General features: G+C 43.9%; 16 protein-coding genes. 5 read left to right on the plus strand and 11 right to left on the minus strand.

Features of this window, described 5'->3' with window-relative positions:
• Nucleotides 1–49: 49 nt before the first annotated feature.
• The 5 genes from ACSLP7_RS02420 to ACSLP7_RS02440 form a co-directional block, all read right to left on the minus strand.
• The gene (locus tag ACSLP7_RS02420) at nt 50–2,275 is read right to left on the minus strand and encodes an NADP-dependent isocitrate dehydrogenase (RefSeq protein WP_435577826.1); all 2,226 of its coding nucleotides are present in this window, start codon (nt 2,273–2,275) and stop codon (nt 50–52) included.
• Between the two features lie 804 nt (nt 2,276–3,079).
• Nucleotides 3,080–3,430, minus strand: coding sequence for a 50S ribosomal protein L19 (gene rplS / locus ACSLP7_RS02425; RefSeq protein ID WP_435577827.1), 351 nt, complete (start codon nt 3,428–3,430; stop codon nt 3,080–3,082).
• Nucleotides 3,431–3,542: 112 nt separating this feature from the next.
• The gene (gene trmD, locus ACSLP7_RS02430; protein ID WP_435577844.1) at nt 3,543–4,235 is read right to left on the minus strand and encodes a tRNA (guanosine(37)-N1)-methyltransferase TrmD; all 693 of its coding nucleotides are present in this window, start codon (nt 4,233–4,235) and stop codon (nt 3,543–3,545) included.
• A gap of 3 nt (nt 4,236–4,238) precedes the next feature.
• Entirely contained in the window at nt 4,239–4,730 is a 492-nt protein-coding gene (locus ACSLP7_RS02435; protein ID WP_272831976.1) for a tetratricopeptide repeat protein, read from the minus strand.
• 40 nt (nt 4,731–4,770) lie between these two features.
• Nucleotides 4,771–5,208: an N-acetyltransferase family protein gene (locus ACSLP7_RS02440; protein WP_435577828.1), complete on the minus strand. Its 438-nt coding sequence runs from the start codon at nt 5,206–5,208 to the stop codon at nt 4,771–4,773.
• Nucleotides 5,209–5,283: 75 nt separating this feature from the next.
• Between ACSLP7_RS02440 and ACSLP7_RS02445 the strand changes: the two genes are divergently transcribed.
• Nucleotides 5,284–6,696: a Gfo/Idh/MocA family protein gene (locus ACSLP7_RS02445; protein ID WP_435577829.1), complete on the plus strand. Its 1,413-nt coding sequence runs from the start codon at nt 5,284–5,286 to the stop codon at nt 6,694–6,696.
• Between the two features lie 48 nt (nt 6,697–6,744).
• Here the strand turns inward: ACSLP7_RS02445 and ACSLP7_RS02450 are convergent, their stop codons facing one another.
• Both ACSLP7_RS02450 and ACSLP7_RS02455 read right to left on the minus strand, forming a co-directional pair.
• On the minus strand, nt 6,745–8,193 hold the full coding sequence (locus tag ACSLP7_RS02450; RefSeq protein WP_435577830.1) for a glyceraldehyde-3-phosphate dehydrogenase: 1,449 nt from the start codon (nt 8,191–8,193) through the stop codon (nt 6,745–6,747).
• 156 nt (nt 8,194–8,349) lie between these two features.
• Nucleotides 8,350–9,744: a trypsin-like peptidase domain-containing protein gene (locus ACSLP7_RS02455; protein ID WP_435577831.1), complete on the minus strand. Its 1,395-nt coding sequence runs from the start codon at nt 9,742–9,744 to the stop codon at nt 8,350–8,352.
• 132 nt (nt 9,745–9,876) lie between these two features.
• Between ACSLP7_RS02455 and dapF the strand changes: the two genes are divergently transcribed.
• The 4 genes from dapF (at nt 9,877) to ACSLP7_RS02475 (ending at nt 13,118) form a co-directional block, all read left to right on the plus strand.
• Nucleotides 9,877–10,656, plus strand: a complete 780-nt coding sequence (gene dapF / locus ACSLP7_RS02460; RefSeq protein ID WP_435577832.1) for a diaminopimelate epimerase — start codon at nt 9,877–9,879, stop codon at nt 10,654–10,656.
• On the plus strand, nt 10,641–11,171 hold the full coding sequence (locus tag ACSLP7_RS02465) for a GNAT family N-acetyltransferase (RefSeq protein WP_435577833.1): 531 nt from the start codon (nt 10,641–10,643) through the stop codon (nt 11,169–11,171). The genes dapF and ACSLP7_RS02465 overlap by 16 nt, the downstream gene beginning before the upstream one ends.
• Entirely contained in the window at nt 11,164–12,210 is a 1,047-nt protein-coding gene (mltG, locus tag ACSLP7_RS02470; RefSeq protein WP_435577834.1) for an endolytic transglycosylase MltG, read from the plus strand. Before ACSLP7_RS02465 ends, mltG begins: the two co-directional genes overlap by 8 nt.
• 224 nt (nt 12,211–12,434) lie before the next feature.
• On the plus strand, nt 12,435–13,118 hold the full coding sequence (locus ACSLP7_RS02475) for a peptidoglycan-binding protein LysM (RefSeq protein ID WP_435577835.1): 684 nt from the start codon (nt 12,435–12,437) through the stop codon (nt 13,116–13,118).
• Nucleotides 13,119–13,137: 19 nt separating this feature from the next.
• On the opposite strand, the gene ACSLP7_RS02480 is transcribed toward ACSLP7_RS02475, so the two are convergent.
• From ACSLP7_RS02480 to dnaA, 4 genes are all read right to left on the minus strand, one after another.
• Entirely contained in the window at nt 13,138–13,854 is a 717-nt protein-coding gene (locus tag ACSLP7_RS02480) for an SAM-dependent methyltransferase (RefSeq protein ID WP_435577836.1), read from the minus strand.
• Nucleotides 13,855–13,856: 2 nt separating this feature from the next.
• Nucleotides 13,857–15,218, minus strand: a complete 1,362-nt coding sequence (locus ACSLP7_RS02485; protein WP_435577837.1) for a PQQ-dependent sugar dehydrogenase — start codon at nt 15,216–15,218, stop codon at nt 13,857–13,859.
• 71 nt (nt 15,219–15,289) lie between these two features.
• Nucleotides 15,290–15,748, minus strand: coding sequence for a low molecular weight protein-tyrosine-phosphatase (locus tag ACSLP7_RS02490; RefSeq protein ID WP_435577838.1), 459 nt, complete (start codon nt 15,746–15,748; stop codon nt 15,290–15,292).
• A 6-nt stretch (nt 15,749–15,754) separates the two neighbouring features.
• Nucleotides 15,755–16,638: chromosomal replication initiator protein DnaA (gene dnaA / locus ACSLP7_RS02495; protein WP_435577839.1), on the minus strand; the 884-nt coding region annotated here is incomplete at its 5' end.

Below are 16,638 nucleotides of genomic sequence, written 5' to 3' on the forward strand. Positions count from 1 at the left end.
CAAAAAAGCCCCGCACGATGCGAGGCTTAAGTAAACTTTAGCATTTCTCTTAAATGCTGGCCAGTATGTTGTTAAGCGTTGCGCTCGGTCTCATTTGAGCACTAGCCAATGCTTCATCTGGGAAGTAATATCCGTCAATATCTACAGCGCTTCCTTGAGCGGCGTTGAGTTCATCCATGATCTGGCCTTCTGCTGCAGACATGGCGTTGTAAATACCCGTGAATTTCTCTTTCAATTCAGCGTCTTTATCTTGAAGGCTTAGCGCTTCTGCCCAGTACATGGCCAAGTAAAAATGACTTCCGCGGTTGTCAATCTCATTGACTTTTCGAGACGGTCCTTTCTTGTTGGCCAAAAGCTTTTCAGTCGCATCATCTAGCGTTGCTCCCATCAACAAAGCTCTTGGGTTGTTGTAGGTGTTTCCTAAATGCTCCATAGAAACCGCTAATGCCAAGAACTCTCCTAGAGAATCCCAACGCAGGTGTCCTTCTTCATTAAACTGTTGTACGTGCTTAGGAGCTGATCCACCGGCGCCAGTTTCAAATAGTCCACCACCGTTCATTAAAGGAACAATGGAGAGCATTTTAGCACTGGTTCCCAATTCCAGAATAGGGAAGAGATCCGTTAAATAATCACGTAATACGTTTCCGGTAACTGAGATAGTATCTTGTCCAGCTTTTACACGTTCCAAGGTAAACTGAGTTGCCTTCATCACGTCAAGGATCTCAATTTGAAGCCCAGCAGTATCGTGATCTTGAAGATAAGTCTTTACTTTTTGGATCAATTGCGCATCGTGGGCACGAGTTTCGTCCAACCAGAATACGGCAGGAACTCCTGTAGCCTTCGCACGGGTAACGGCTAGTTTCACCCAATCCTTTACAGGGGCGTCTTTTACCATACACATGCGCCAGATGTCTCCTGGATTCACCGCATGCTCGGTAAGGACGTTTCCGTTTTGATCAATAGCCTTTACAGTTCCGGCATCTTTGATCTCAAAGGTCTTGTCGTGAGAACCGTATTCTTCTGCTTTTTGAGCCATCAATCCTACATTAGGGACAGTTCCCATAGTGGTAGGGTCAAAAGCGCCATTGGCTTTACAGAAGTCAATAGTTGATTGGTACAATCCCGCATAACTGCTGTCTGGGATAATTGCCTTAGTGTCTTGAGTATCTCCGTTTTTATCCCAAAGCTGACCAGAGTTTCTGATCATTGCCGGCATAGAAGCATCAATAATTACATCACTCGGTACGTGTAGGTTCGTGATTCCTTTGTCCGAGTTAACCATAGACAATGAAGCCCCATTTTCCATACACTGGGCAATAGTAGCCTCTACTGCCGCTTTCTGATCTGCTGGCAGCTTGTCCAGTTTGGCGATCAGATCCCCGAAACCGTTATTCTCCTCAAAACCTACAGTGTCTAGAGCATCTGCATGCTTTTCAAACAAATCCGCAAAATAAACACGAACGGCATGTCCAAAGATGATTGGGTCAGAAACCTTCATCATGGTGGCTTTCATATGCAGGGAAAGCAAAATATCATCATCCTTGGCCGCTTTGATCTCACGATTCAAAAACTCCAGTAAGGCTTGCTTTTCCATAACTGTTGCGTCAACGATCTCTCCAGCTTGCACAGCTACTCCAGCTTTTAGGACTTGAGAAGCGCCTCCAGCAGTTTCTAAAACGATATCCAGCGCACCGGCTTTATCAATAGTGACAGATTGCTCGTTGTTTCTAAAATCGCCAGAACTCATGGTTGCAACATGGGTGCGAGAGTCTGAACTCCAAGCCCCCATACGGTGTGGGTTTTTCTTGGCGAAGTTCTTAACTGCTTTAGGAGCTCGTCTGTCTGAGTTTCCTTCGCGAAGTACCGGGTTTACCGCGCTTCCTTTGATTTTATCATAACGCGCTTTGAGGTTAGTTTCTTCCTCGTTCTGAGGCTCTTCCGGATAATTCGGAAGGGCGTAACCTTTAGCCTGTAATTCTTTAATGGCAGCCTTAAGTTGTGGTACTGAGGCTGATATGTTCGGAAGCTTGATGATATTGGCTTCTGGCTTTTTAACCAATTCTCCCAGTTCTGCCAATGCATCAGAGATGCGCTGATCTTCCTTAAGGTAATCTGGGAAGGTTGCCAAGATTCTTCCGGCTAGAGAGATGTCTCTGGTTTCAAGGCTTAGTCCTGCAGGTCCTGCAAAGGCTTGAATGATTGGAAGTAGGGAATAGGTGGCTAAGGCTGGAGCCTCATCAGTTTTTGTGTAAATAATTTTAGGCGTGTCAGTCATAATCGTTACTGCAGTAATGTTTAGATCGTTTCGTTTATTCGGATTGCAAATATACAAAAATCGAGCAGGGCAGAAACACCGCTATATCCCTTAAACACTGACGTTTATAAATTTTGTCAATTTGATAAAATTCTGGGGTCAAAATTGTGAAATTCCCAATCGTGTAGAAAAAACAAAAGCCATATCAGTGCACGAAGTACTATGATATGGCTTTTTAATGAAGCACGGCGTTACCGGTTTTACCTTGCGGGTCTATAAGCAATTCTGTTAATAAACTACTCCCGTGCTCGGCTTCATCGAATACGGGTCGCTTCAATTCTTTCCTCGAGAGGTTTTCCTTGCTAGGAGCCGTATCCAGTCGGATCTTAGATTCTAAACACCTCCTGTTTCCAGGTTTTGTTTGCAAGTCGGGTTCCCGTTGCCGAGTTCCTGTCTCCTGAGTCTTTCACCGTTGCCGGTTAGTCCACCCGTTCGATTGCCAATGTTGCCACTGGACGTACTTGAAACGATTTCCTCTGTTTCCAGAGGTTTTGTCATGTGACAACCCTATTGCTAGGGGGTGTGCTTCAAACAAATCTTTCACCGCTATATAAAGAACGTTACTTTACTGGAAATTACTTTTTAGTTTAGTGTTAGCTATCCTTCTTTGTAATTTCTTGAATCAAATATAGAGACCCAATTTTAAAATCCAAGAAATTTAGAGTTCTTTATATCAACAGTTTACCAACCGCACTTATTAACTTTTGTTAATAAAGAAGGGCGACCCTTTTGGAGTCGCCCTTGAAATGGATTGGCTGGATGGCCTTACATTCTTCTTTCCTTGATACGTGCTTTCTTACCTGTAAGTTCACGGAAGTAGTAGATACGCTTTCTGCGTACGCTACCTCTGCGGTTCACTTCAATTTTCTGAAGTGCAGGCATGTTCACTGGAAAAATTCTTTCTACACCAACAGTTCCAGACATTTTTCTAATGGTAAAGGTCTGAGAAGTCCCTGTACCTTTTAGTTGAATTACAACGCCTTTAAAGAACTGGATACGGGTTTTATTACCCTCGCGAATTTCGTAGTATGCAGTGATTGAATCACCTGCGCTGAATTCTGGGAATTCCTTTCTGGTTACGAACTCGTCTTGTACAAATTTGATTAAAGATTCCATATTGATTATCTAAATCATTAGTTCAGAACAACATTCACGTGTCTCGTCAGAGGTTGGGCCGAAATCGGCTGCAAAAATAAGGATTTTATTTATTGATGCAATTTATTCTGACTTAATTTTCGTCAGAATCAGAAGATAAAAGATCTGGTCGGCGGTCTGCTGTTCGTTCATGGGCCTGCTGTTCGCGCCACTGTTCGATCTTTTGGCTATGTCCGCTGAGTAAGATCTCAGGGACTTTTAAGCCTTTGTAGTCTGCAGGACGCGTATATACGGGCGGAGCTAATAGGTCGTCTTGAAACGAATCTGTCAAGGCGCTGGTCTCATCGTTTAAAACACCTGGCAACAAACGTATGATAGCATCACTCAGCACGGCCGCTCCCAGTTCTCCTCCGCTTAAAACATAATCTCCAATAGAGATCTCCTTAGTAATGAATTGATCACGCACGCGCTGATCCACGCCTTTATAATGACCACAAAGCATCATAAGGTTCTTTTTCAAAGACAGTGAATTAGCGATACCTTGGTTCAGCGTTTCTCCGTCGGGAGTCAAATAAATGATCTCATCATAATCGCGCTCTGCTTTGAGCTTAGAAATACACTTATCAATGGGTTCTATCATCATCACCATACCTGCGCCACCACCAAATTGGTAATCGTCTATTTGGCGGTACTTATTAGTAGCGTAGTCCCTTAAATTGTGAAAATGAACTTCAACCAAGCCTTTTTCTGTAGCCCGCTTTAAGATCGAGGCTTCAAAAGGACTCTTTATGAGTTCTGGTAATACGGTTATGATATCAATGCGCATCATTTAGAGATCGAGCTTCATTTTACAACGTTCAATGGAATTCTTGGTGCGATTCAGTACATCATTTGAAAGGGTCAACTGTGCTGCCATTTTATAATGATCAATCGCTTTGGTGATCTCCCCTTGCTGCTCATACATGATTCCATACTCATTATATATAGTCGCTTTGGTGATTCCTGGAATGTTCATCGCAGTGTCCAAGAGTTCTTTGAGTTCATCAAATTTTCCCAGGGTAGACAAGCAAACAGCGTAGTTGTAGTAGACGCTCGGATACATCGGACTCTTTTCTAAGGCGAGTTTATATAAGGTTTCGCCTTTCTCGTAATCCTTGAATTTAACCTCATATAGATATCCGAGATGGTTATAGGCCTTTCCAAAATCTGGATCGATATCAATGATCTTTTCCAGTTTATTGGATGCTGCTTCATACTGACCATTCTTAATGTCCATATTGGCTTGGTCCAATAATTCTTCCAATCGAGTCAAATGATCCATAGCGTGAATAATTTGGGGTAAAAGTACAACAATCCCCGCATTAAACCTCCCAGTAATAGTGGAGTGCTGGGTCTTGGGTCCAACCGTTTTTTTCGTAGAGCTTTTGAGCCGGATTGTCTGCTCCAGTCTCCAAGACCAAGCCTCTTGCGCCTTGCTCTTTTGCAAATGATTTAGCCTGTTCTAAAAGGGCAGTACCTACTTGCTGACCACGAGCCTCTGGGGTCACAAACAGATCGTTTAAAATAAAAACCCGTTTCATGGTTACAGAACTAAAGCTGGGATAGAGTTGAGCAAAGCCCAAGGCATTGCCAGTTCCATCCTCTGCCAAGAAGATCACACTGTCCTTTTTTTCAAAACGCTCTTGTAAAAACGCCTTTGCGGCTGCCGCGTTGGATTCTTGTTTGTAAAAGACGCGGTACCCATTAAATAATGGCGTTAAACGTTCCAGATGTTCACGAGATGCTCTTAGGGTATTCATAGAATTCAAATTGAATTCCAATTTAGAGAAACCATTTGGAATTTATACCTTTAGTCAAATACTAATTCCAACCCTATGAAACGCCGAAGCTTTATCAAGAAGACCGCTGCTGCATCTGCGGCATTTACCATAGTGCCCAGCTTTGTTTTGGGCAAAACTCATGTGCCCCCTAGTGATACCTTATATCTAGCAGGTATTGGAGTGGGTGGTCGCGGTGGAGGCGTGGTGCGCGAACTCGCAGAAACGGGCAAGGTGAAGTTTGTTGCGCTCTGTGATGTGGATGATCTACGGGCTGATGCGAGCTATAAGGCGCATCCCAATGCCAAGCGCTACAGAGACTATCGTAAAGTATATGATAACCACCTAAACGAGATAGACGGATTTATGGTGGGGACACCAGACCATACCCACGCCTGTATTTCCATACCTTTTATGAAGGCCAAAAAGCACGCTTATGTGGAGAAGCCTTTGACTCACAATATTCGCGAAGCTCGTATGATGGCAGAGGTTGCTGCGGCGCAAGGAATTGTAACCCAAATGGGTAATCAAGGAGCATCTGGAGATGGTATCCGCCTGGCGCAAGAGATGATTGATGCTGGACTCATCGGGGAGGTTCAAAAAGTGGATTGTTGGACCAACAGACCGGTTTGGCCGCAAGGGTTTAAACGTTTTTCAGAGCCACAAGCCATTCCCAACACCTTTGACTGGGATTTGTGGTTAGGGCCAGCAGCCATGCGTCCTTATAATGAAGGTTATCATCCTTTTAAATGGCGCGGATTCTGGGATTTCGGAACCGGAGCTATGGGGGATATGGGCTGTCATATTATGGAGACGCCTTTCAAAACCTTGGATTTGAAATTCCCTTATGAGGCAGAAGCCAGTTGCACCACGGTTTGGATCGATGATTTTGTAGAAGCTGATTATCCGGCGGCCTGTCCACCGTCGTCAGTAGTCCGTTTGCGTTTTAAGACGGAGAAGCACGGTGATATTGGTTTGAACTGGTACGATGGTGGAATCATGCCAGACCTTCCGCCTGAACTCGGAGACGGAGAACTTCCTGGTGATAACGGTGGGGGTAGTATTTTTCACGGGACCGATGGTATTATGGTTACCGGAACTTATTCTGCCAATCCGCGGTTGTTGCCTAGTGAGCGCATGAAAGACTTCACACCACCTGCCCAAACCATTAAGCGCGTGACTACCGGGCATGCAGGAGAATGGGTGGAGGCCTGTCTAAATGGAGGAACTACCTCTTCACCATTTTCTTATGGCGGACCTTTGACTGAAGCTGTACTAATGGGGAATCTTGCTATTAAAGCGTTCCAATACAAGCAACTCAAGGACGGCAAAAAGGTAGGAGATTGGGCGCCTTATAACTATCCAGGTCGTAAAACCATCCTTTGGGATGGAGAAGCCATGAAAGTCACCAATTACGACAAGGCTAACGAATGGGTCCGAAGAAACTATCGCGAAGGTTTTGAAATCTAAAAACCCCAACCAAAAGGCCGGGGTTTAAAGTTTCAGTGTTAAAGACTACTAGTAATACGTATAGCGTCTTACTTTGGCAATATACTTTGCCAAACGGATCACCTGATGGCTGTATCCGTATTCGTTATCATACCAAACATAAATGATAGCGTTATCACCTTCAGCGTTCACAATGGTGGCATTACTGTCGTAAATAGAAGGGGCAGAAGACCCAACGATATCCGAAGACACCAATTCGTTGTTCAGCGAATACTTGATCTGTTCTACCAGGTTTCCTTCTAAGGCTGCCTTTTTCATGATCTTGTTGAGTTTGGCTGCCGTGGTCTTTTTATCCAAAGTCAAATTCAAGATAGCTAAAGACCCATTAGGAACGGGAACGCGAATCGCGTTTGAGGTAAGCTTACCTTCAAAAGATGGTAATGCTTTAGAAACAGCACTTCCTGCACCTGTTTCTGTGATCACCATATTAAGGGCAGCTGCACGACCTCTGCGGTATTTCTTGTGCATATTATCCACCAAGTTTTGATCATTGGTGTAGGCGTGGATGGTTTCTAAGTGTCCGTGCTTTACACCCAAGCTGTCTTCAATAACTTTAAGAACAGGCGTGATGGCGTTAGTTGTACAACTCGCTGCGGAGAAGATATCTACTTGATCCGGATCATTATCCAAATGGTTCACTCCATGTACAATGTTTGGAATTCCTTTCCCGGGAGCGGTCAACAACACTTTAGAAGCTCCTTTTGCAGTAAGGTGACGTTGCAAGGCTTTATCATCACGGAAGGCCCCTGTATTGTCCATTACCAAGGCATCACTGATGCCGTAGGCGGTGTAATCAATTTCTTCTGGTCCGTTGGCAGAGATCACATGAACCGTAGTTCCGTTGATCACCAAGGCGTTGTTCTTTTCGTCGATCTGCACGGTTCCCGGGAAGTCTCCGTGTACCGAGTCATACTGCAAGAGTGAAGCGCGCTTTTCCAAAACGCTTTTGTCTACGGCGCCACGAGTCACGATAGCGCGGAGGCGCAATTGAGATCCGTCTCCCGTGCGACTCATTAGAATTCGTGCGAGCAGTCTACCAATGCGTCCAAAACCGTAAAGCACAACATCTTTAGGTTCAATACCGTTGCCGTTCTTGGCATCTTTAAGCTTGGTGTGAACAAATGCAGGTGCGTTTCTGTTAGCACCATCCTCCATATGATACTCATAAGTAAGCTTCCCGATGTCTAATTTGGCAGCAGGAAGATTCATGTTTTTGATGGCTTGAGCGATCTCAACAGAATCAAAAATAGAGATTGGCTTGCCTACAAAGGCTCCGGCGTACTCATGCAAACGCAAGATCTCACTCACGCTCTGATCAATAAGCGGATTGCGGAACAGTACCAATTCAATGTTCTTGTCGTACCAAAGATCACTGACGATCTTAATGAATTCAACGGTGGCCTTTCGGCGATCAGTTTGGAAGGACAGCTCCTTTTCGTAGGTGGCTTCGAAACTCATAAAAGCAGGTTTAAAATTTTGGGCAAAAGTACCCATTTCAAACGTTTTAGTAGCACTTTTATGAAATATTTTTTAAGGTGGATTTTATCCGTCCTGAGGCATAAAAAAAAACCCTTCCACAGACTGCGGAAGGGGTAGGAACTGTGTAAACTAATCTTAGCGCACAATAAATTTATTGACTTCACCATCACGATCGATCATCGTTAGGCTAAAGGGTTCGCTGCTGTCACGGTTTTCAATGATACGTCGAACATCCTCTATATTCTCAACGCGCTCGTCGTTGATCTTAGTGATGATCACATCGTCCCAATTGAATTTCCCCATATCTCGTGTAAGCACGCGATTCACGGAGACCCCGTAATTGGTATTGAATTCTTTGAGTTTCTTCTCTGATACATTCTTGACCTCTATACCCAGATCATCGATCTGATAGGTTTCTAATTTGACCAAAGTAACGGGCAGCGTTTCTGTGTCGCCATCTCTAATAATGGTGACATCCACAATATCATTCGGGCGTTTAGAGCCCACATAGCCCACAAGATCTGTGAACTTGTTGATGCTGATCCCATCGATCTGCTTAATAATATCTCCTTGTTGGATTCCGCTCAGATCAGCACCAGATCCAATTTCTACGGTACTGACATAAACTCCTTCAGTTTCAGAAACGTCCGGTAATCTTTTAGCTGCATCAGCCACATTTACTCCACGAATCCCAAGGATACCGCGTTGAACAAATCCGAATTCCAAAATATCTTCAATGACCTTTTTGGTGTTGTTTGAGGGTACAGCAAAAGAATAGCCCACATAAGAACCTGTTTGTGAAGTGATCGCTGTATTGATGCCAATGAGCTCTCCGCGTACATTGACCAAAGCACCACCACTGTTTCCGCGGTTTACAGCGGCATCCGTTTGGATAAAGCTCTGTGTACTGGAGCCGTATTGATTCAAATCTCGTGATTTAGCACTTACAATACCTGCAGTAACTGTTGAGGTTAAATTAAAAGGATTTCCAACCGCCAAGACCCATTCGCCTACTTTTACCTCGTTGGAATCTCCAAAGGCTAGGTAAGGTAGATTGGTGTCTGATTGGATTTTTATCAATGCAATGTCTGTGCTTGGGTCGGTCCCAATGAGTTCTGCGGCAAACACTTGATTATCGTTTAAAGTTACCTCCAATTCAGAGGCGTTCTCAATCACGTGGTTGTTGGTCACGATATAGCCATCAGGAGAAATGATCACACCGCTTCCGGTGCCGACCATTTCACGTCCGCCTCCACCGCCGTAGAAAAAATCCATGATGCTGGTGGGGCCTTTACTGATCGTCGTATTTTTAACGTGTACTACTGCGTTGACAGAGGTTTCTGCGGCCGTAGTGAAATCAAAAGCCAGGGCTGTATTGTCTAGATTGGTGAATCCGGTATTCACTACAGGAATCTCCTGTTGACTTTGAGTAATAACCACTGGGGTTTTGTCTTCCAATAATTTGTATCCGCCCAACGTTACCATACCGGCAAGTAGAGCAACGGCAAATAGGGTTAGGTTTTTCTTCATCTTCTTTCTTTTTTAATCTTTGGATTAACAACTTAAATTTAGTCGAAATATTGACCAAAACTTAACGGTTTAACGCCTTTTAACACTAGTTAACGCAACCTTAGAACTTGTGATTTTCTATCTTTGTGCTCCATGGTTATAAACTTTGTAAAATATCAAGGAACCGGTAATGATTTTGTCCTTATCGACCATAGACAACCCTTCTTCAACAAAGAAGATGCCGAACTTATCGCACAGCTTTGCGACCGACGTTTTGGTATTGGGGCTGACGGTTTGATCCTCCTAGAAGAGCACCCCGAGGCAGATTTTGAAATGGTTTATTTCAACTCCGATGGTAAGCCTAGTAGTATGTGTGGCAATGGCGGTCGATGCACGGTGCATTATGCGCACAGTTTAGGTATGATCGGTGATCAAACTCGTTTTATGGCTGTGGATGGAATTCATGAAGCTAACGTAACCGACGGCTGGGTTGCCTTGCATATGAGTGATGTGCAAACCATAGTCGACAAAGACGGAGCATATTTCTTAGATACTGGATCTCCGCATCACATACAGCTCTGTGATGCAGTGCAGGAGGTCAACGTACAACAAGAAGGCGCTGATATTCGTTACAATACTTATGGAGCTGCGGGTGCGAATGTCAACTTTGTAGAGCCTGTTTCCGCAGATCATTTTAAAGTGAGAACTTACGAACGCGGCGTAGAGGCCGAGACCTATTCTTGTGGAACAGGAGTCACTGCTGTGGCTCTAGCGATGTATCACGCGGGAAAGACAACTGCCAATACGGTCAAGATCTCAACACCGGGAGGAGCATTGGAAATATCCTTTAACAAAGCAGCAGATCGTTACACCGATGTAATTCTAGCGGGACCAGCAACTCCAGTATATCAAGGCCAATGGACGTCAAATTAAGCAATAATGTGGTAAGACTGAGAGCTCTTGAGCCTCAGGACCTCGATTTCTTATTCGAGGTGGAAAACAATACTGCGATTTGGGAGGTCTCCAATACCTTGGTTCCCTATTCGCGTTTTGTGCTCAAACAGTATTTGGAACAAGCCCATTTAGACATTTACACTGCCAAACAGCTGCGCTTGGTTATCTGTACTGCCGAGGATTCCAAGGCTTTAGGGTTTGTAGATCTTTTCGATTTTGATCCGAAGAACAAGCGAGTAGGAGTGGGTATTGTAGTCTACGAGCCGAACAATCGCAGACAGGGTTACGCACGAGAAGCTTTGAATTTATTACTGCCTTATTGTTTTGATCATTTGGGGCTGCATCAGGTTTTTGCTAATATTGGAGCTCAAAACCTAGCGAGCATTCAGCTTTTTGAAGCCTTAGGTTTTACCAAAAGCGGAGTTAAGCGCGATTGGCATTGGACCAGTGCGGGTTTTGCCGATGAATTAATCTATCAAAAGATCAATGAGTAATATTAAAAAAGTCATTCTTTGGGTGCTGATCCTTGGAGTCGTTGCGGGTGGAGTCTTCACCTATGTAGTTTATCAAACTATTTTTGCAGACAATACTGCATTTAATAATGATCAGGCACATATATATATTGAAAGTACCGCTGGATTCAAGGACGTAAAAGAAGAGTTGCGCCCTTTGCTTAAAGATCTCGATGCTTTTGAAACCGTAGCGGAAAAGAAATCTTACATAGGAAATATCAAGGCAGGTCATTACGTGATCACCAAAGGGATGAGCAACAATGACATCATCAATACCCTTCGGGTTAATAATGTCCCGGTTACTATCCGATTCAATAATCAAGAGCGTTTAGAGGATCTGGCAGGTCGTTTAGCGGCGCAGGTTGAGATAGATAGCCTAACGCTACTAGAAGCAATGCGCGATCCGCGATTCTTGGCCGATAAGGGTTTCAATCAAGCGAATGCATTGAGCATGTATTTGCCAAATAGCTATCAGGTTTACTGGAACACCAGTCCTGAAGGCCTGCGCGAAAAGATGTGGAAGGAGTATGAGAACTTCTGGAATCAAGAGCGCAAAGCTAAAGCAGCACAAATGGGATATACTCCTTTGCAAATTTCTGCGCTGGCTGCTATCGTCCAAAAGGAGACCGCAAAGGCGGATGAGCGTCCTCGCGTAGCTGGAGTGTATGTAAACCGACTTAAAGTAGGCATGCCGCTTCAAGCTGATCCAACCGTGATCTATGCCAAGAAACTTTTAGATAATGACTTTCAACAGCAGATCAAACGCGTGCTTTATCGTGACTTGGAGTTAGATTCTAAGTTCAATACCTATAAATACGGCGGAATTCCTCCGGGACCTATTAGCATGCCGGATATCTCTTCCATTGACGCCGTACTCAATTATGAAAAACACAACTACTACTATTTTGTAGTGAATGTGGAGAACTTTGGGTACCACAAGTTCGCCGAGTCTATTGAACAGCACAATCGCAACCGCGCGGCCTATGTGCGCTGGATTAACGAACAAGGCATCAATCGTTAATTTTTATCATTTTCGCATACTTTCTCACCTAAAACTGACGTGTTGATAAGCCGTTAGCAAGTTTTTTGCGGCCTTCGTACTACGCAAACGTTTTCGCTATACTTTTAATAAAACCAAGTATATCAGCGAGTTAGGGGTTTTTCCTGTGTTTAAGACAAGCTTAACAGAAAAAATTTGCAGGTTCTGTTATATGTCGTAATTTTGCCCGCTGAAAATGTAAAGCTATGGCTTTGCAAATTCCAAACAATATGATACGTAGTTTAATACGAATTGTAGTACTTCCAATGGTGATCCTAATCATCACGGTTGGATTCAAAGTTCGCGAGGATGCTACTACAGATCAAGACGATCTATCAGCATACAAGGTTACAGAGAACGATGTTTGTTTTAATGTACCTACCCTTGAAGAACAACGCTTTTTTGATTATGACATGTTTTCTCCGTTTTTGGGATACTCGTATCTAGGATTTCGTGAGGCCTTGGCCTTTAAGGAGTCTCAAGGAAGATACACGGTAGTAAACCAGTTCGGGTATATGGGTAAATATCAATTTGGTAAAGCAACCTTGCGTATGATCGGGGTTTATGATGCCAGTGATTATTTACAAAGTCCTGAAGTTCAGGAAGAGGCTTTCGCAGTTTACACTTCACGCAATAAGTGGGTGTTGCGAAGAGACATCAACAGATTTGTTGGCCGAACCATTAACGGAGTAAAAGTAACGGAATCCGGAATTCTCGCTGCCGCGCATTTGGCTGGTCCGGGGAACGTAAAGAAATATTTGAGAAGTGGAGGTACAGTTGGTTTCAACGATGCTTTCGGAACCTCAATACGATATTATATGCGCAAATTTGCTGGCTACGATACTTCCGGAGTCATTGCAGATAAGACCGCGAAAGTGGAACGCATATAGTCAAATTAAGTTTAGTTGGTTAGTTATTTTGAATGATAAATAAGGTGGGTCTTTTATGTAGGTCCACCTTATTTTTTTTCCATTGATCCACCGTCAAGGTTTTGATGTATTCTGTGGGTAGTGTGATATCTGCTGCTACGCAAAGACGAGTATCCCCAAGAAGTGTGCTCAATAGAGCTTCCATCAATTGTTCATTCCGATAAGGCGTTTCTATAAAGAGCTGCGCCTGATCATTGGCTTTAGAGTCGCGTTCTAATTGCTTGATCTCTTTTCTGCGTTCACGTTTATCTATCGGAAGGTAGCCGTGAAAAGCAAACTTTTGTCCGTTCATACCACTAGCCATCATGGCCAATAGGATGGAGGAGGGGCCTACTAAAGGAACAACCTGCACATCCATTTCATGAGCTAGAGCAACCACTGCGGCACCTGGATCAGCAATACCTGGGCAACCTGCGTCAGAAATAATTCCGACGTCAAATCCGGCTAAACAAGGATCTAAAAAGCTCCTGATCTCTCCCGGATCTGTGAATTTATTGAGTTGTTGTAAGTGTAGATCGGGTTGAGATTTACCCGGTGCAATGCGTTGAATGGAGCGTCTAGCGCTCTTTTCGTGTTCTACAACGTAATGATTGATCTGTTCCACAGCTTTGCGAACAGTTAGTGGAAGAACTTCCAAAGGATTGGATTCCCCCAAGGTAGTCGGTATCAAATATAGCTTTCCCTTGGGGGTGTCCATTATTATAGTACTATTTTAAGTGTTTGCACACCACCGGTAGTATCGGTGATCTGTGCAATATAAAGTCCTTTTGCGTAAGCGGATTTAGAAACGCTCAATTCTTGAGTGTTGAGGTTGTTTAAATCTAAAACTTTGGCTCCATTGATTTGAAACAACTGCAGCGACTGCAAACTGTTATTGGTCGACTTGAATACCAATTGTTCTGTAGCTTGATCCACAAACCAATTAAAAGCATTAGCGGCTTCTTGCTCTTCAACATTAAGTAGAAGATCAACCACGCGGTAAATACCTCCACCTAAAGAAACAGCGTACAATTCGTTGTTGATGTCTTCACCAAAGCTCGCCCAAGGCTGGCTGGTATCCAAGACCCATTCTAGGTTGTTACTGGCATCTACAGTTCCTATTTCGCCGGTGCAAATGTCTGCAAAGAAGTACAAGCCGTCTAGAGAAGGGTAATCGTCTCCGCGGTAAACATATCCACCAGTAATGGAACAACGTCCACTAGAGTGCGTGTATTCAGCGACTGGAAATTCGTAATTATCTGCCGTAGCACAGCCAGAGGTGTTGAACGGGGCGTTTCCTTCGTAACAACGCCAACCGTAGTTTATTGGAGCGGCAGTAGAGGCTACTTTATTGATCTCTTCACGACTTCCTTGTCCAACGTCAGCGATCCATAACTCTCCAGTATCGGCATCAAAACTAAAACGCCAAGGATTTCTAAGTCCTGGAGCCCAGATCTCATCCAAAGCAGAGCTGTCGCCTACATAAGGGTTGTCTGCTGGAATATAAGGCGCTGCAGCATCTACGTCTAAGCGCAATAGCTTTCCAAGTAAGGTTCCAAGGTTTTGAGAGCGGTTGCCAGGATCTCCAGCACTTCCTCCATCTCCAGAGGCGATGTAAAGCATGCCATCAGGTCCAAACTGCAAGCATCCGCCGTTGTGATTGGTAAAGGGTTGTGAAAAACTAAGCATCTGTAATTCAGAGCCTGCATCTGCCACATTGGGATCACTGCTCACGCTAAAACGAGAGATTTGCGTATCGTTTGAAGTATTGGTGTAGTAAACGTAAAAGAAACCATTAGTTGCGTAGTCTGGGTGAAACGCCAGTCCTAAAAGACCGCGTTCTCCTCCAGAATTTACAATAGGATCAATGTCTAAGAAAGGTGTTGAATTGATGGTACCGTCTGGGTTTAAGATCCGAATGGCTCCATCTTGTTCCACAACAAAAAGGCGCTCATCTCCAGCATTTTGAAGATCAACCGGACTGTCAAATCCGCTTGCAAACAACTCAACATCAATGTCTTGTGCAAAACTTAGGCTCCCAAAGAGCAAAGCTACTGCACTGAAAAAGGTAGATAATTTCATAGCGTAGGTTTTTTAGATTTTGCTAAAATTAGGGAAAATTATTCAGCAGTTCAAAATCAGCGGCTTATCGGCTAGAATTGCTCCTTTAAAATATCGCAGGCTTGGTCCAACATATCGTAAACATTGGCAAAGCCATCGGAGCCTCCATAGTAGGGGTCAGGAACGTCAACGTTATCTCCAGGGAAGATGGCGTCAAGAATCATGGATACCTTCTGTTTGTCTTGATCATTACGCGCCAATCGAATCACATCTCTATAATTGGAATTGTCCATCACAAAAATATGGTCAAACCGATCGTAGTCAGTAACGCTGAATTGACGCCCGCGCTGCGCGCTAATGTCTAAGCCGTTCTCTTTGGCAATAGCTACGCTGCGAGGATCGGGTGCCTCTCCTGCGTGCCATCCGCCAGTGCCTGCAGAATCCACCTCAAATTCTTTACGTCCAAAAAGTTTAGCACGCATAATGCCTTCTGCCAAAGGACTTCGGCAGATATTTCCCAAACAGACCATAAGAATTCTGGTCTTTTCCATAAGAATTTAGAGGGTAAGCTTTTTGTTTAAGTCTTCCACGTATTTGCGGAATTGCTTGTCTGTTGCAGAGAGGTTGTCTACTGTTTTACAGGCGTGTAACACAGTGGCGTGGTCGCGTTTTCCAATCTGAGATCCAATACTGGCCAAACTAGCCTTAGTGAATTTCTTCGCAAAGAACATGGCCAACTGTCTGGCTTGCACAATATGACGCTTACGCGTTTTGGATTGCAAGGTATCCACGTCCATTTGGAAATAATCACTAACTACTTTTTGAATGTAATCAATAGAAACTTCACGTTTGGTGTGCTTCACATAATTGTCCACGATCTTCTTGGCCAGATCTATAGTGATCTCTCGCTTGTTGAAAGAAGAATGTGCAATTAAGGAAATGATAGCCCCTTCAAGTTCGCGGATATTGGTCTTGATATTGTTGGCTAAAAACTCAACAATCTCTTCTGGCATATCCACCCCGTCTCTAAAGAGCTTGTTTTTGATGATCGCAATTCGCGTATCAAAATTTGGGTGTTGCAGTTCTGCAGACAATCCCCATTTAAAGCGAGAGAGTAAGCGCTGCTCAATATCGATCATGTCCACAGGAGCCTTGTCAGAGGTAAGGATTACCTGCTTGCCATTTTGATGTAAGTGATTGAAGATGTGGAAGAAAACATCTTGAGTCCCCGCTTTTCCAGAAAGCAATTGGATATCATCTACAATCAGTACATCGATGATCTGGTAGAAATGAATGAAATCATTTCGGTTATTCTTTTTAACAGACTCTATGTATTGCTGAGTGAACTTCTCCGCAGAAATATAGAGTACGGTTTTTTCCGGATACTTGTCTTTGATTTCCACACCTATGGCATGCACCAAATGTGTCTTTCCAAGGCCAA

Origin of the sequence: Gilvibacter sp. (assembly GCF_965601605.1) — a bacterium.
GTDB lineage: Bacteria > Bacteroidota > Bacteroidia > Flavobacteriales > Flavobacteriaceae > Gilvibacter.

Excerpts from the sequence above, each read along its gene's own strand:
- ACSLP7_RS02420 (WP_435577826.1), bottom strand. The coding sequence starts at position 2,275 with ATGACTGACACGCCTAAAATTATTTACACAAAAACTGATGAGGCTCCA.
- rplS (WP_435577827.1), bottom strand. The coding sequence starts at position 3,430 with ATGGAATCTTTAATCAAATTTGTACAAGACGAGTTCGTAACCAGAAAG.
- trmD (WP_435577844.1), bottom strand. The coding sequence starts at position 4,235 with ATGCGCATTGATATCATAACCGTATTACCAGAACTCATAAAGAGTCCT.
- ACSLP7_RS02435 (WP_272831976.1), bottom strand. The coding sequence starts at position 4,730 with ATGGATCATTTGACTCGATTGGAAGAATTATTGGACCAAGCCAATATG.
- ACSLP7_RS02440 (WP_435577828.1), bottom strand. The coding sequence starts at position 5,208 with ATGAATACCCTAAGAGCATCTCGTGAACATCTGGAACGTTTAACGCCA.
- ACSLP7_RS02445 (WP_435577829.1), top strand. The coding sequence starts at position 5,284 with ATGAAACGCCGAAGCTTTATCAAGAAGACCGCTGCTGCATCTGCGGCA.
- ACSLP7_RS02450 (WP_435577830.1), bottom strand. The coding sequence starts at position 8,193 with ATGAGTTTCGAAGCCACCTACGAAAAGGAGCTGTCCTTCCAAACTGAT.
- ACSLP7_RS02455 (WP_435577831.1), bottom strand. The coding sequence starts at position 9,744 with ATGAAGAAAAACCTAACCCTATTTGCCGTTGCTCTACTTGCCGGTATG.
- dapF (WP_435577832.1), top strand. The coding sequence starts at position 9,877 with ATGGTTATAAACTTTGTAAAATATCAAGGAACCGGTAATGATTTTGTC.
- ACSLP7_RS02465 (WP_435577833.1), top strand. The coding sequence starts at position 10,641 with ATGGACGTCAAATTAAGCAATAATGTGGTAAGACTGAGAGCTCTTGAG.
- mltG (WP_435577834.1), top strand. The coding sequence starts at position 11,164 with ATGAGTAATATTAAAAAAGTCATTCTTTGGGTGCTGATCCTTGGAGTC.
- ACSLP7_RS02475 (WP_435577835.1), top strand. The coding sequence starts at position 12,435 with ATGGCTTTGCAAATTCCAAACAATATGATACGTAGTTTAATACGAATT.
- ACSLP7_RS02480 (WP_435577836.1), bottom strand. The coding sequence starts at position 13,854 with ATGGACACCCCCAAGGGAAAGCTATATTTGATACCGACTACCTTGGGG.
- ACSLP7_RS02485 (WP_435577837.1), bottom strand. The coding sequence starts at position 15,218 with ATGAAATTATCTACCTTTTTCAGTGCAGTAGCTTTGCTCTTTGGGAGC.
- ACSLP7_RS02490 (WP_435577838.1), bottom strand. The coding sequence starts at position 15,748 with ATGGAAAAGACCAGAATTCTTATGGTCTGTTTGGGAAATATCTGCCGA.